General features: G+C 62.7%; 13 protein-coding genes. 5 read left to right on the forward strand and 8 right to left on the reverse strand.

Translation table 11 applies throughout. The features are described 5' to 3' along the window. Positions 1-30 precede the first annotated feature (30 nt). The 8 genes from rseP to rpsB all read right to left on the reverse strand — a co-directional run bounded on the left by rseP (position 31) and on the right by rpsB (position 7,389). Positions 31-1,371 (reverse strand): RIP metalloprotease RseP, encoded by a 1,341-nt coding sequence (rseP, locus tag CFY91_RS10215; RefSeq protein WP_093986261.1) that lies wholly within the window; start codon positions 1,369-1,371, stop codon positions 31-33. 40 nt (positions 1,372-1,411) lie between these two features. After that, on the reverse strand, positions 1,412-2,596 hold the full coding sequence (gene ispC / locus CFY91_RS10220; RefSeq protein WP_093986262.1) for a 1-deoxy-D-xylulose-5-phosphate reductoisomerase: 1,185 nt from the start codon (positions 2,594-2,596) through the stop codon (positions 1,412-1,414). Continuing rightward, on the reverse strand, positions 2,593-3,408 hold the full coding sequence (locus CFY91_RS10225) for a phosphatidate cytidylyltransferase (protein ID WP_093986263.1): 816 nt from the start codon (positions 3,406-3,408) through the stop codon (positions 2,593-2,595). Before CFY91_RS10225 ends, ispC begins: the two co-directional genes overlap by 4 nt. Continuing rightward, positions 3,408-4,151: a polyprenyl diphosphate synthase gene (gene uppS / locus CFY91_RS10230; RefSeq protein ID WP_093986264.1), complete on the reverse strand. Its 744-nt coding sequence runs from the start codon at positions 4,149-4,151 to the stop codon at positions 3,408-3,410. The genes CFY91_RS10225 and uppS overlap by 1 nt, the downstream gene beginning before the upstream one ends. Positions 4,152-4,165: 14 nt before the next feature. Further along, positions 4,166-4,723: a ribosome recycling factor gene (gene frr / locus CFY91_RS10235; protein WP_093986265.1), complete on the reverse strand. Its 558-nt coding sequence runs from the start codon at positions 4,721-4,723 to the stop codon at positions 4,166-4,168. Further along, positions 4,720-5,463, reverse strand: coding sequence for a UMP kinase (gene pyrH, locus CFY91_RS10240; RefSeq protein ID WP_093986266.1), 744 nt, complete (start codon positions 5,461-5,463; stop codon positions 4,720-4,722). The genes frr and pyrH overlap by 4 nt, the downstream gene beginning before the upstream one ends. Positions 5,464-5,654: 191 nt before the next feature. After that, the gene (gene tsf, locus CFY91_RS10245) at positions 5,655-6,518 is read right to left on the reverse strand and encodes a translation elongation factor Ts (protein ID WP_093986267.1); all 864 of its coding nucleotides are present in this window, start codon (positions 6,516-6,518) and stop codon (positions 5,655-5,657) included. Positions 6,519-6,648: 130 nt separating this feature from the next. After that, positions 6,649-7,389 (reverse strand): 30S ribosomal protein S2, encoded by a 741-nt coding sequence (rpsB, locus tag CFY91_RS10250; protein ID WP_093986268.1) that lies wholly within the window; start codon positions 7,387-7,389, stop codon positions 6,649-6,651. A gap of 265 nt (positions 7,390-7,654) precedes the next feature. On the opposite strand from rpsB, the gene map reads away from it, so the two are divergent. The 5 genes from map to dapD are packed head-to-tail and all read left to right on the forward strand — an operon-like array spanning position 7,655 to position 13,882. Next, positions 7,655-8,437, forward strand: coding sequence for a type I methionyl aminopeptidase (gene map / locus CFY91_RS10255; protein WP_093986269.1), 783 nt, complete (start codon positions 7,655-7,657; stop codon positions 8,435-8,437). A 20-nt stretch (positions 8,438-8,457) separates the two neighbouring features. Next, positions 8,458-11,157, forward strand: coding sequence for a [protein-PII] uridylyltransferase (locus CFY91_RS10260; protein ID WP_093986270.1), 2,700 nt, complete (start codon positions 8,458-8,460; stop codon positions 11,155-11,157). A 54-nt stretch (positions 11,158-11,211) separates the two neighbouring features. Further along, complete coding sequence (gene dapC, locus CFY91_RS10265) at positions 11,212-12,408, forward strand: succinyldiaminopimelate transaminase (RefSeq protein ID WP_093986271.1); 1,197 nt, start codon at positions 11,212-11,214, stop codon at positions 12,406-12,408. A 57-nt stretch (positions 12,409-12,465) separates the two neighbouring features. Further along, a complete protein-coding gene (locus CFY91_RS10270) occupies positions 12,466-12,813 on the forward strand; it encodes an ArsC family reductase (RefSeq protein ID WP_093986272.1) in 348 nt (115 codons plus the stop codon). Between the two features lie 34 nt (positions 12,814-12,847). Then, complete coding sequence (dapD, locus tag CFY91_RS10275) at positions 12,848-13,882, forward strand: 2,3,4,5-tetrahydropyridine-2,6-dicarboxylate N-succinyltransferase (RefSeq protein ID WP_093986273.1); 1,035 nt, start codon at positions 12,848-12,850, stop codon at positions 13,880-13,882. Positions 13,883-13,965: the final 83 nt, after the last annotated feature.

The raw sequence follows: 13,965 nt of genomic DNA on the forward strand, positions 1-13,965 counted from the left end.
CGACGGCTGATCCGAAAAATCAGCGATGCGTTACAAGCGGCCCAGATCATTGAACAGGGCCAGCAACATCACCCCAATGACCAGGCTGATGCCGATCTGCATCCCCCACGTCTGCACCCGCTCCGACAAGGGCCGGCCGCGCACCAGCTCGACCAGGTACAACAACAGGTGGCCCCCGTCCAGGACAGGAATCGGCAACAGATTCAACACACCCAGGCTGATGCTCAGGTAGGCGAGAAAATGGAGAAAATCGCCAAGGCCGGACTGGGCTGAAGCGCCCGCCACTTTAGCAATGGTTATCGGCCCACTCAAGTTTTTTACCGACAGCTCGCCGAGCAGCATTTTCTTCAGCGAATCAAGGGTCAGCAGGGTCATCGACCAGGTGCGCCGAGCACCTTCGAGCAGTCCCGCAAAGGGCCCGAAGCGCTCCTCACGAAGCATCTGCGCCGGCCACTCCCCTGCCGCCACCCCGGCGCCGAGATAACCAGTCTGACCACGTTCGGCAAGCGTTATGCTCAGCTCCTGGACCAGACCGTCACGCTCGAAGCCCACTCGTACAGCTTCCCCAGGGCGTTGCTGGATAGCACGCACCCAATCTGCCCAGTCACCCACCGGCTGGCCATCCAGGCTCAGCAAATGGTCACCCAGGCGCAAGCCGGCGGCGGCGGCCGGCCCACTCTCATCAAGATGAGCCAGACGCGCCGTCACCTGCGGACGCCATGGGCGAATACCCAACCCAGCCAGCGGATCCGGATCATGTGCGCCACGCAACCAGGCCTGCAGCGGCACATCCACCTGACGCGCCAGGCTATCGCCCGGCGTTACCAGTTCCAGGCGCAAACTGCCGGTTTCACCCAGACGCTTGACCAATTGCAGATTGACCGCCGACCAGCCAGAAGTGGTCTTGCCATCTACCGCAACGATTTCTTCGCCGGGTCGCACCCCAGCCAGTTCGGCAGGACTACCTGGTAGCAGCTCACCCACCACCGGCTTGACCTGCTGGCTGCCGAGCATGGCCAACACCCAGAAAAACACCAGTGCCAGTAGGAAGTTGGCCAGCGGCCCTGCCGCGACAATGGCGATGCGCTGGCCTACCGGCTTACGATTGAACGCCTGATCGCGCAAGGCCTCGGGAACCGACTCTTCGCGCTCATCGAGCATTTTCACGTAGCCGCCCAGCGGAATGGCGGCAATCACGAACTCGGTGTCCTGGCGATCGCGACAGCGCCATAACGGGGTACCGAAACCCACGGAAAAGCGCAACACTTTGACACCGCAGCGGCGTGCTACCCAAAAGTGCCCGAACTCGTGAATGGTGACCAGCACCCCCAGCGCCACCAGTGTGCCCAGTAGCATGTAGATTGCCGACATGGTCGTTCTCCGTTAAACGCGCTAGCCCCCAGGGCTCCGCTCAGCCTGCCTGTCTGACCAGCCAGGCGTCCGCCAGTTCACGCGCCCGTGCATCAGCGGCGAACACCTGCTGCAAGTCATCGGCAGCAGCGACTGGCTCACGCTGCAAAACCTCCTCGATCAACGCAGCTATGGCCGTAAAGCCGATACGCCCGGCCAGGAAGGCGGCTACCGCCACTTCATTGGCGGCATTCAGCAAAGCAGGCGCCGTACCACCCTGCTCGGCCGCCTGACGCGCCAGACGCAGGCAAGGAAAGCGCTGCTCGTCCGGGGCCTGGAAATCCAGGCGAGCAATACGAAACAGGTCCAACGCACTGACGCCAGCGTCGATGCGCTCCGGCCAGGCCAGCGCATGCGCGATGGGTGTACGCATGTCCGGATTGCCCAACTGGGCCAACACCGAGCCATCCAGATAATCGACCATCGAGTGAATGACGCTTTGCGGGTGCACCACGACCTCGACCCGTGCCGGCGGCACATCGAACAGCCAGCATGCCTCAATCAGCTCCAGCCCCTTGTTCATCATGCTCGCCGAATCGACGGAAATCTTCTGCCCCATCGACCAGTTCGGATGAGCGCAGGCCTGGGCCGGCGTCACGCTAGCCATCTGCTCGAGGGTAAACTCGCGGAACGGCCCGCCCGAAGCAGTCAGCAGGATACGCCGCACGCCCAACTGTTCCAGGCTGCCCGTGCGTTCCGGCAGACACTGAAAAATCGCATTGTGTTCGCTGTCGATGGGCAGCAGGGTCGCAGCATGCCGACGTACCGCCTGCATGAACAACGCCCCGGACATCACCAGCGCTTCCTTGTTGGCCAGCAACACACGCTTGCCCGCCTGCACGGCAGCCAGCGTAGGACGCAGGCCCGCGGCACCGACAATGGCCGCCATCACCACATCCACTTCAGCTGCGCTGGCGACCTCGCACAGCGCCTGCTCGCCGTACAACACCTCGGTGTTCAACCCGGCATCGCGCAAGCGTTGCTGCAGGCTGGCAGCCGCTCGTACATCGGCGACGACCGCCAGACGCGGACGATGGCGCAGGCACAGACCTGCCAGCTCATCCACCCGACTGAACGCCGTCAAAGCAAACACCTCGTAGCGCTCGGCATGTCGCGCCAGCACATCCAGGGTGCTCAGGCCGATCGAGCCGGTGGCACCCAGTACCGTCACGCGCGCCGGCATCATGGCGCAGCCCAGCCAGCCAACCAGAGCAACAAGGCAAACAAAGGCACCGCCGCGGTCAGGCTATCGATACGGTCCAGCACGCCGCCATGCCCAGGTAGCAAGTTACTGCTGTCCTTGATACCGGCCTGCCGCTTGAACATGCTCTCGTTGAGATCACCAATGATGGAAAACGCCACGATCAGCGCAGCCCCCAGCATGGCCTGCAGACTGGCAGCCCATGGCCAGCCCTGATAGAGCGCGAAGCCCAGGGTCAGCAACAGGCTGGTGCACAGCCCGCCAATGGCCCCTTCCCAGCTCTTGCCAGGACTGACCCGCGGCGCCAGCTTGCGCTTACCGAAGGTCTTGCCGGCAAAATAGGCACCAATATCTGCCCCCCACACCAGCAACATGACGGCGAGAATCAGCGCATTACCTTGCGGCCACTGCTTGAGCAGCACCAGCCCTTGCCAGGCCGGCAGCAGGATCAGCAGGCCCATCAGGCACTTGCCGGGGCGCCCAGCCCACAAACGCTGGCTGCGCGGATAGCCCAGCACCAGCACAGTCGCCCACAGCCACCAGGCCAGGGCCAGCCACAACACCCAGGGCGCCAGGCTGGGCAGCTGATAGAGCCCCAACAGCCAGGCGGCCACCAGCGCACTGTAGGCCAGTCGCGCCGGCTGTCCCTGCAGCCCAGCCAGACGCGCCCACTCCCAGCCACCCAGGCAAACCACCAGACCAATGAACAGGGCAAAAGCCGCCCCGTGCAGATAGAAAAAACCAGCCAGCGCCAGCGGCAACAGCCACAGCGCGGTGAGCACACGTTGCTTGAGCATCAGGAGCGCGCCTCGGCCTCGACCTGCTCGCTGGTCTTGCCAAAGCGCCGCTGGCGACCGGCAAAGTCCTCCAGCGCCTCACGCATGGCAGCCTGCTTGAAGTCGGGCCAGTAAAGATCGGAAAAATACAGTTCGCTGTAAGCCAACTGCCAAAGCAGGAAGTTGCTGATGCGCCGTTCGCCACCGGTACGGATGCACAGATCGGGCAGCGGCAAGTCTGCCGTAGCCAGACAGCCTTGCAGCAGCGAGGGACTGATATCTTCCGGCCGCAGGTGACCGGCTTGCACCTCGCGGGCCAGGCGCTGTGCAGCCTGGGTAATATCCCACTGCCCCCCATAGTTGGCGGCGATCTGCAGGGTAAAACGCGTATGCCGGGCAGTACGCTGCTCGGCTTCGCGCATGGCCGCCTGCAACTCGGGATGGAAACGTGAACGATCGCCCATGATGCGCAGGCGAATCGCATGCTCGTCGAGCTTCTTCACCTCACGCCGTAACGCCCCGAGGAAAAGCTCCATCAGGGCGCTGACCTCATCCGCCGGGCGCTGCCAGTTCTCACTGGAAAAGGCAAAGAGCGTCAGCACCTCGACGCCGGCATCGGCACACACCTCGATGACCGCACGCACGGCATCGACGCCGGCCTTGTGCCCAGCCACACCGGGCAGCAGGCGCTTCTTGGCCCAGCGGTTGTTGCCATCCATGATGATGGCAACATGCCGCGGCACAGCGGGATTGGTCTTATCCATGACGAGGCCGGCCCTCAAACGGCCATCAAATCCTTTTCCTTGCCTTCCAGGGCTTTTTCCACTTCAGCGACGAACTTGTCAGTCAGCTTCTGTACCTCATCAGCGGCACGACGCTCCTCGTCTTCGCTGATTTCCTTTTCCTTGACCAGATCCTTGAGCTGAGCCAACGCATCACGGCGAATATTACGCACCGCCACGCGGGCATTCTCGGCTTCCTGGCGCGCCTGCTTGGTATAGCCCTTGCGGGTTTCTTCGGTCAGCGCCGGCATCGGCACCCGGATGGTGGTACCGGCCGTGGCCGGATTGAGGCCCAGGTCGGAGGTCATGATGGCCTTCTCGACCGCCTGGATCATGCTCTTGTCGAACACGGTCAACGCCAGGGTACGGGAATCTTCGACCGTCACGTTGGCCACCTGGCGCAGCGGGGTATCGCTGCCGTAATAGGACACCATGATGCTGTCGAGGATGGCCGGGCTCGCACGCCCGGTACGAATCTTGGCGAACGCGTGCTCCAGCGATTCGACACTTTTCTGCATGCGCACCTGCGCGTCCTTCTTGATCTCATTGATCATGCTTCGCTCTCCTCGACCAGCGTACCTTCGGCACCCCCTACCACGACATTGAGCAGGGCACCCGGCTTGTTCATGTTGAATACCCGCAGCGGCATCTTGTGGTCACGCACCAAACAAATGGCGGTAAGGTCCATGACACCCAGCTTGCGGTCCAGCACCTCATCGTAGGTGAGGCGATCAAATTTCTCGGCATTCGGATCCTTGAACGGATCGGCAGTGTACACGCCATCCACCTTGGTCGCCTTGAGTACCAGGTCGGCATCAATCTCGATACCGCGCAGGCAGGCCGCCGAGTCAGTAGTAAAGAACGGATTGCCAGTGCCGGCAGCGAAGATAACCACTTCACCGGCATTCAGATGGCGCACGGCCTTGCGCCGGTCATAGTGATCGGTCACGCCCACCATGGAAATGGCCGACATCACCAGCGCCGGGATGTTCGAGCGCTCCAGCGCGTCACGCATGGCCAACGCATTCATCACCGTGGCCAGCATGCCCATATGGTCGCCAGTCACCCGATCCATACCGGCTGCCGACAACGCGGCACCACGGAACAGGTTACCGCCACCAATCACCAGACCAACCTGTACGCCAATGCCCACCAACTGGCCGATCTCCAGCGCCATACGGTCGAGCACCTTGGGATCGATGCCAAACTCCTCAGAGCCCATCAGGGCCTCGCCGCTGAGTTTGAGCAGAATGCGTTTATAGCGAGCTTGACGAATGTTCGGCTGCTGAGCCATGACGTTTTCTCTCCTGCGGCGTTGAATAATCATGCGCCAGGCGCATGCGATCAGGGCACCTCAAGGGTGCACGCGCCCAGGTCACCCGCCGAGCGGGGCCGTCGCGCCGAGCCTCCCCAGGTGGCCCGCCATTTTGACGAAGAGGCCGCACGCGTGAGCGGGCAGCCTCTTCAGGGGTCAGGCAAACAGCCTTATTGCTTGGCAGCAGCGACCTGGGCAGCCACTTCGGCAGCGAAGTCGGACTCGGCCTTTTCGATGCCCTCGCCCACTTCGAAGCGGATGAAGGAAACGATCTCGGCACCGGCTTTCTTGGCCAGTTCACCGACCTTGACTTCCGGATCCATGACGAAGGCCTGCTCGGTCAGGCTGGCTTCGGCGAGGAACTTGGCGATACGACCCTTGACCATGTTCTCGACGATGTTTTCCGGCTTGCCGGCGATCTTGTCGGCGTTCAGCTGCAGGAAGATTTCCTTTTCCTTGGCGATCAGCTCTTCGGAAACGTCAGCCGGGCTCAGTACGGCCGGGTTGCTGGCAGCTACGTGCATGGCGATGTGCTTGGCCAGCTCTTCGTTACCACCCTTGAGCTGAACCAGAACACCGATGCGGTGGCCGTGCAGGTAAGAGCCAACGGTCTCGCCTTCAACGGTCGCCAGGCGACGGATGTTCACGTTTTCACCGCACTTGGCGACCAGCGCCTCGCGGGCAGATTCGCGGGAAGCGATCAGCGGAGCCGCTTCAGTCAGTTTCTGGGCAAAGGCTTCGTCCAGGCTCTCCTTGACGAAAGCCTTGAAGTCATCCTGCAGGGCCAGGAAGTCGGTCTGCGAGTTGACTTCGATGATCATGCCGCGGCCACCCTCGACACGCACGGCAATCGAACCTTCGGCAGCAATGTTGCCAGCCTTCTTGGCGGCCTTGATGGCACCGGAGGCGCGCATGTCGTCGATGGCTTTTTCGATGTCGCCACCGGCGGCAACCAGGGCCTTCTTGCATTCCATCATGCCTTGGCCGGTACGCTCGCGCAGTTCTTTAACCAGGGCTGCAGTGATTTCTGCCATGTCACAATCCTCTTGAAGTGGTATTCAACCATTCATCCGACCTGCACAAACACAGACCGGCAATTCGAAGTTGGCAAAAAGGGGGCCTAGCCCCCTTCTTGCGGATCGGGTTGCGTCAGACGCTCCGAACTTAGCCTTCAGCGGCCTCGGAAGCAGCTTCCTCGACGAACTCGTCAGCGCTCACGGCAGCGTTGCCACGGCCACGGATGACGGCATCGGCCATGGAAGCCAGGTACAGCTGAACGGCGCGGATGGCGTCGTCGTTACCCGGGATGATGTAGTCAACGCCTTCCGGGCTGCTGTTGGTATCAACCACGCCAATTACCGGGATACCCAGCTTGTTGGCTTCGGTGATGGCGATGCGCTCGTGGTCAACGTCGATCACGAACAGTGCGTCCGGCAGGCCGCCCATGTCCTTGATACCACCCAGGCTGCGATCCAGTTTCTCCAGATCACGGGTACGCATCAGCGCTTCTTTCTTGGTCAGCTTGGCAAAGGTGCCGTCCTGGGACTGGGTTTCCAGATCACGCAGGCGCTTGATCGAAGCACGGATGGTTTTGTAGTTGGTCAGCATGCCGCCCAACCAGCGATGATCAACGTAGGGCATGCCGCAACGGCTGGCTTCTTCGCGAACGATCTTGCTGGCCGAACGCTTGGTGCCGACGAACAGAATCTTGTTCTTGCCAGCAGCCAGCTTTTCAACGAAAGCCAGGGCTTCGTTGAACATCGGCAGGGTTTTTTCCAGGTTTACGATGTGGATCTTGTTGCGCGAGCCGAAAATGAACTTGCCCATTTTCGGGTTCCAGTAACGGGTCTGGTGGCCGAAGTGCACACCGGCCTTCAGCATGTCGCGCATGGTGACTTGAGTCATTGCTATTCCTCGAAAGAAACGGGTTAGGCCTCCACGCACCCCAGCTGCCAACCCTTGCGGGCACCCAGGCGACCGTGTCGATGCGTGTGCGGAGTTAAGGCTTTCCAGGCATGTCGCCCGCAAAGCGGTGCGTTTTATACCACAGAACACCGCCACACGCTACACGCCGCAATGCAAGAGCCCAAGCGTGCAGCTGCACTTTGGGGCTTACGAGCTGTAGCTGTTAATATACGCGCCTTTCTGTTTAGCCCCCCCGAGAGCTGCTATGACCGTCACCCTCAAGTCCCCCGCTGAAATCGAGAAAATGCGCGTGGCCGGCCGCCTGGCCGCCGAAGTGCTGGAGATGATCGGCGAACACGTCAAGCCCGGGGTCACCACCGAGGAACTGGATCGCCTGTGCCACGACTATATTGTCAACGTACAGCAAGCCATCCCCGCCCCTCTCAACTACAAGGGCTTCCCCAAGTCCATCTGCACGTCGATCAACCATGTGGTCTGCCATGGCATCCCCAACGACAAGCCACTCAAGGAAGGTGACATCGTCAATATCGATATCACCGTGATCAAGGATGGCTACCACGGCGACACCAGCAAGATGTTCCTGGTTGGCAAAGTGCCGGAATGGGCGGAAAAGCTCTGCCGGATTACCCAGGAATGCCTGTACAAGGGCATCGAACTGGTGCGTCCCGGCACCCGACTGGGTGACATCGGCGAAGTGATCCAGAAACACGCGGAGAAACACGGCTACTCCGTAGTCCGCGAATACTGCGGCCACGGTATCGGCGCCGTGTTCCACGAAGAACCGCAAGTACTGCACTACGGCAAGGCCGGCACCGGCCTGGAACTCAAGGAAGGCATGACCTTCACCATCGAACCGATGATCAATCAGGGGCGCGCGGAAACCCGCCTGCTGGGCGATGGCTGGACGGCCATTACCAAGGATCGCAAGCTCTCCGCGCAATGGGAGCACACCGTACTGGTCACCGCCGACGGCTACGAAATCTTCACCCTGCGCAGCGACGACACCCTGCCGCGCCGCGCGCCCTAAGCCCATCCCGAGGAAGTCGCATGCCGCACACCGATCCGGAGCTGTTCGACCCCAGCCAGTTTCAGGCAGAGCTCGCGCTCAAGAGCAGCCCGATTGCGGCCTTCAAGAAAGCCATCCAGCAGGCACGCAGCGTGCTGGACCAGCGCTTCTGCAGCCAGCGCGACATTCGCCGGCTGATCCATGAGCGTGCCTGGTTCGTCGACCAGCTGCTTGCCGCCGCCTGGCAACGCTTTGCCTGGGGCGAGGCCGACGACATTGCCCTGCTGGCGGTCGGCGGCTACGGACGCGGCGAGCTGCACCCCTACTCGGATATCGACCTGCTGATCCTCCTGGAACGGGCCAACCACGAGCAGCATCGCGAGAGCATCGAAGGCTTCCTCACCCTGCTCTGGGATATCGGCCTGGAAGTCGGACAAAGCGTGCGTAGCGTTGCCGAGTGCGCCGAAGAGGCACGGGCTGACCTGACGGTGATCACCAACCTGATGGAAAGCCGCACCATTGCCGGCCCCGAACACCTGCGCCAGCGCATGCAGGACGCTACTTCAGCGGAGCAGATGTGGCCCAGCCGGGCCTTCTTTCTTGGCAAGCGCGAAGAACAGCGCGCCCGCCATCGCAAGTACAACGACACCGAGTACAACCTGGAGCCCAACGTCAAGGGCTCGCCAGGCGGGCTACGCGACATCCAGACCATCCTGTGGATCGCCCGCCGCCAGTTCGGCACCCTCAACCTGCAAGCCATGGCCGCCCAGGGATTCCTTATCGAGTCCGAGGCCAGCCTGCTGACCGCCTCCCAGGACCTGCTGTGGAAGGTGCGCTATGCCTTGCACATGCTCGCCGGCCGCGCCGAGGACCGCCTGCTGTTCGACTACCAGAATCGCATCGCCGAGCTGCTCGGCCTGCACGACCAGCCGGGCAAGCTGGCCGTCGAGCAAATGATGCAGAAGTACTACCGCGCCGTGATGGCGGTAGCCGAACTGAACGACCTGATCATGCAGCATTTTCAGGAAGTGATCCTCGATGCCGGACAAAGTCCCCTGGCACAACCGCTGAACAGTCGTTTCCTGGTGCGTGGGCGCTTCCTGGTCGCCGCACACCCCAAGGTGTTCCAGCGCACGCCCTTCGCCATTCTGGAAATCTTCGTACTGCTCGCACAAAACCCACACCTCAAGGGCGTGGAAGCCGGCACTATCCGCCTGCTGCGTGATGCCCGCCACCTGATCGACGAGGATTTCCGCCGCGACATCCGTAACACCAGCCTGTTCATCGAGCTGTTCAAGAGCCGCGAGGGCATCCACCGCAACCTGCGACGCATGAACCGCTACGGCATTCTTGGCCGCTACCTGCCGGAGTTCGGGCGAATTGTCGGACAGATGCAGCACGACCTGTTCCACATCTATACGGTGGATGCGCACACCCTCAACCTGATCAAGCACCTGCGCAAGTTCCGCTGGCCGGAAATGGCCGAGAAATTCCCGCTGGCCGCCGAGCTGATCGACACCCTGGCCAAGCCCGAACTGATCTACATCGCCGGGCTATACCACGACATCGGCAAGGGCCGTGGCGGCGACCATTCGGAACTCGGCGCGGTGGATGCCGAGGCATTCTGCCTGCGTCACCAGTTGCCGGCCTGGGACAGCCGCCTGGTGGTATGGCTGGTACGCAATCACCTGATCATGTCGACCACCGCGCAGCGCCAGGACATTTCCGACCCTCAGGTCATCTACGACTTTGCCCAGCGTGTCGGCGACCAGACCCGCCTGGACTACCTCTATGTACTGACCGTGGCGGATATCAACGCCACCAACCCGACCCTCTGGAACGCCTGGCGCGCCAGTCTGCTGCGCCAACTGTACAGTGCCACCAAGGCTACCCTGCGCCGCGGCCTGGAAAACCCGCTGGACCGCGAAGAGCAAATCCGCCAGACCCAGGACAGTGCACGCGAGCTATTGATTGCCGCCGAACAGGACGCTGACCAGGCCGAGCTGCTCTGGTCGCAGCTGGGCGATGACTATTTCCTGCGCCACAGCCCCGACGATGTGGCCTGGCACACCGCCGCCATTCTCCAGCACCCCCATGGCCAGGACCCGCTGGTGTTGATTCGCGGCAGCAGCCAGCAGGAACTCGGCGGCGCGACGCAGATCTTCATCTACGCACCGGACCAGCACGACTTCTTCGCGGTCACCGTGGCGGCCATGAGTCAGCTCAACCTGGACATTCAGGACGCGCGCATCATCACCTCGACCAGTCAGTTCACCCTCGACACCTACATGGTGCTGGATGCCGATGGCGGAGCGATTGGCGACAACCCGGCGCGTATCCGGGAAATTCGCGATGGTCTGGTCGCCGCGCTGAAGAACCCCGACGACTACCCAACCATCATTCAGCGCCGCGTACCGCGTCAGCTCAAGCACTTCGCCTTCGCCCCGCAGGTGACCATCCATAACGATGCACAGCGCCCGGTAACCGTTCTCGAGGTCATCGCCCCCGACCGCCCCGGATTGCTGGCCCGCCTGGGGCGCATCTTTCTCGACTTCGACCTGTCGCTGCAGAACGCCAAGATCGCCACGCTCGGCGAACGCGTGGAAGACGTGTTCTTCATTACCGATGCCGACAACCAGCCACTGGCCGACCCTGAATTGTGCAGCCGCCTGCAGCAGACCATCGTCGGCCAGTTGAGCGAAGCCCAGGGTGGCTGCGAGCCGCAACGTATCGAATTCTGACCCGCGCGGCAGCCTGTGCTGCCACGCGCCGCCTTCTGTCCGGAGCCTTGCCCGATGAACCCCGCACTGCAACAGCTACACCCCTACCCCTTCGAGAAGCTGCGCGCCCTGCTGGCCAATGTTCAACCCCCCGCTGAACTGCGGCCAATCGCCCTGTCGATTGGCGAGCCCAAGCACCCGGCACCGCCCTTCGTTGCCCAGGCCCTGGCCGACAACCTCGCGCAGCTTGCCGTGTACCCCACCACCCTGGGCCTGCCGGCCCTGCGCGAAGCCATCAGCGGCTGGTGCCAGCGGCGCTTTGCCGTGCCGGCTGGCTGGCTGGACAGTGCCCGCCATGTGTTACCGGTCAACGGCACCCGCGAGGCGCTGTTCGCCTTTACCCAGGCAGTCATCGACCGCCAGCAGCCGGCGCTGGTGCTGTCACCCAACCCGTTCTACCAGATCTACGAAGGCGCCGCGCTGCTGGCCGGCGCTACGCCCTACTACCTGCCCTGCCTGGCCGAAAACGGCTTCAATCCGGACTATGCCGCGGTGCCGGCGGAGGTATGGCAACGCACGCAAATTCTTTTCCTCTGCTCGCCGGGCAACCCCACCGGCGCGCTGACGCCCATGAGCACGCTCAAGCAGCTGATTGCCCTGGCCGACCAGTACAACTTCATCATTGCCGCCGACGAGTGCTACAGCGAGCTGTACTTCGACGAAGGCAACCCGCCGCCCGGTCTGCTCAGCGCCTGCGTGGAACTGGGACGTAGCGACTTTGCCCGCTGCGTGGTGTTCCACAGCCTGTCCAAGCGCTCCAACCTGCCAGGGCTGCGCTCGGGCTTCGTGGCTGGCGATGCCGCCATCCTCAAGGACTTCCTGCTCTACCGCACCTATCACGGCTGTGCCATGCCGGTGCAGACGCAACTGGCCAGCATCGCCGCCTGGCATGACGAAGCGCACGTGCGCGCCAACCGCGAGCAATACCGTGCCAAGTTCACAGCCGTACTGGACATCCTGGCGCCGGTTCTGGATGTGCAGCGTCCCGATGGCAGCTTCTACCTGTGGGCCAATACCGGCATGGACGAGCAGCAATTCACCCGCGAGCTGTTCGCCACCCAGCATGTCACCGTGGTCCCCGGCTCATACCTGTCGCGCGAGGTGGAGGGCATCAACCCTGGGGCCGGGCGCATTCGCATGGCGCTGGTCGCACCGCTGGAGGAATGCATCGAAGCCGCCCAGCGCATTCGCAACTACCTGGCCAGCCGCTGAGCTGGCCATTGCCTGTGGCATAATCGCCGCCCCATCCCGCGCCAGGATCTGCACGCCATGACCCCGACCCTGTACGGCATCAAAGCCTGCGACACCATGAAGAAAGCCCGCCAATGGCTCGACGAGCAGGCGATCGGCTACCACTTCCACGACTACAAGGTCGCCGGCATCGACGCCCAGCACCTGCAGCGCTGGTGCGAGGAACACGGCTGGGACAAGGTACTCAACCGTGCCGGCACGACCTTTCGCAAGCTCAGCGACGCCGACAAGGCCGATCTCGACCAGGCCAAGGCGATTGCCCTGATGCTCGCCCAGCCGTCCATGATCAAGCGCCCGGTACTCGACCTGGGCGAACGCAGCCTGCTGGGCTTCAAGCCCGAGCACTACGCCAGCGCCTTTGCCTGAACCTTTTTCCCCCTTAGCTACAAGGACATTGCCCATGACCACTCCTCTCTTCAGCATCGCCTTCGGCGTAGGCACCCAGAACCGCCAGGGCGCCTGGCTGGAAGTCTTTTATGCCCAGCCGCTGCTGCATCCAGCCGCCGAACTGGTCGAGGCCGTCTGCCCGCTGATCGGTTACCAGGAAGGCAACCAGGCACTGCCCATCACCAAGAACCAGGCCTGTGACCTGGCCGCTGCGCTGAAGCACATCGACCCGCTGCAGTCGGCACTGCTCAAGCGCCTCGCGGAAAGCGAAAAGCCGCTGGTGGTCTGCGTGCTGGCCGAGGACAGCGCGCTGAGTTCGACGCCCGAGGCCTATCTCAAGCTGCACCTGCTGTCGCATCGCCTGGTCAAGCCGCATGGCCTGAACCTGACCGGCATCTTCCCGCTGCTGCCCAATGTGGCCTGGACCAGCCAGGGCGCGGTAGACCTCAGCGAACTGGCCGAGCGCCAGCTGGAAGCCCGCCTGAAGGGTGAGCTGCTGGAGGTGTTCTCCGTGGACAAGTTCCCCAAGATGACCGACTACGTGGTACCCAGTGGCGTGCGCCTGGCCGACAGCTCGCGCATCCGTCTGGGCGCCTACATCGGTGAAGGCACCACGGTCATGCACGAAGGCTTCGTCAACTTCAACGCCGGCACCGCCGGTCCGGGGATGATCGAAGGGCGTGTCTCGGCCGGGGTATTCGTCGGCAAGGGCTCGGACCTCGGCGGCGGCTGCTCGACCATGGGCACCCTGTCCGGTGGCGGCAACATCGTCATCAGCGTCGGCGAAGGCTGCCTGATTGGCGCCAATGCCGGTATCGGCATTCCGCTGGGTGACCGCAACACCGTGGAGTCCGGCCTGTATGTCACCGCCGGCACCAAGGTGGCGCTGCTCGACGAGCAGGGCAACCTGGTGCGCGTGGTCAAGGCCCGCGAGCTGGCTGGCCAGCCGGACCTGCTGTTCCGTCGTAACTCGCAGAGCGGCGCCGTGGAGTGCAAGACCCACAAGTCGGCCATCGAGCTCAACGAAGCTCTGCACGCGCATAACTAAAAGCCGATAAAAGCGCTACAGGCTGCAGGCCGGACAGGAAACCCACGCTCTCGTCCCGCCTTCAGCCTGTAGCGAAGGCTTGA

This window comes from Pseudomonas fluvialis (assembly GCF_002234375.1).
GTDB classification, from domain to species: Bacteria; Pseudomonadota; Gammaproteobacteria; order Pseudomonadales; family Pseudomonadaceae; genus Aquipseudomonas; species Aquipseudomonas fluvialis.

What these genes read in the sequence shown, in the direction of transcription:
- rseP (WP_093986261.1), bottom strand. Translation starts at nt 1,371, where the DNA reads ATGTCGGCAATCTACATGCTACTGGGCACACTGGTGGCGCTGGGGGTG.
- ispC (WP_093986262.1), bottom strand. Translation starts at nt 2,596, where the DNA reads ATGATGCCGGCGCGCGTGACGGTACTGGGTGCCACCGGCTCGATCGGC.
- CFY91_RS10225 (WP_093986263.1), bottom strand. Translation starts at nt 3,408, where the DNA reads ATGCTCAAGCAACGTGTGCTCACCGCGCTGTGGCTGTTGCCGCTGGCG.
- uppS (WP_093986264.1), bottom strand. Translation starts at nt 4,151, where the DNA reads ATGGATAAGACCAATCCCGCTGTGCCGCGGCATGTTGCCATCATCATG.
- frr (WP_093986265.1), bottom strand. Translation starts at nt 4,723, where the DNA reads ATGATCAATGAGATCAAGAAGGACGCGCAGGTGCGCATGCAGAAAAGT.
- pyrH (WP_093986266.1), bottom strand. Translation starts at nt 5,463, where the DNA reads ATGGCTCAGCAGCCGAACATTCGTCAAGCTCGCTATAAACGCATTCTG.
- tsf (WP_093986267.1), bottom strand. Translation starts at nt 6,518, where the DNA reads ATGGCAGAAATCACTGCAGCCCTGGTTAAAGAACTGCGCGAGCGTACC.
- rpsB (WP_093986268.1), bottom strand. Translation starts at nt 7,389, where the DNA reads ATGACTCAAGTCACCATGCGCGACATGCTGAAGGCCGGTGTGCACTTC.
- map (WP_093986269.1), top strand. Translation starts at nt 7,655, where the DNA reads ATGACCGTCACCCTCAAGTCCCCCGCTGAAATCGAGAAAATGCGCGTG.
- CFY91_RS10260 (WP_093986270.1), top strand. Translation starts at nt 8,458, where the DNA reads ATGCCGCACACCGATCCGGAGCTGTTCGACCCCAGCCAGTTTCAGGCA.
- dapC (WP_093986271.1), top strand. Translation starts at nt 11,212, where the DNA reads ATGAACCCCGCACTGCAACAGCTACACCCCTACCCCTTCGAGAAGCTG.
- CFY91_RS10270 (WP_093986272.1), top strand. Translation starts at nt 12,466, where the DNA reads ATGACCCCGACCCTGTACGGCATCAAAGCCTGCGACACCATGAAGAAA.
- dapD (WP_093986273.1), top strand. Translation starts at nt 12,848, where the DNA reads ATGACCACTCCTCTCTTCAGCATCGCCTTCGGCGTAGGCACCCAGAAC.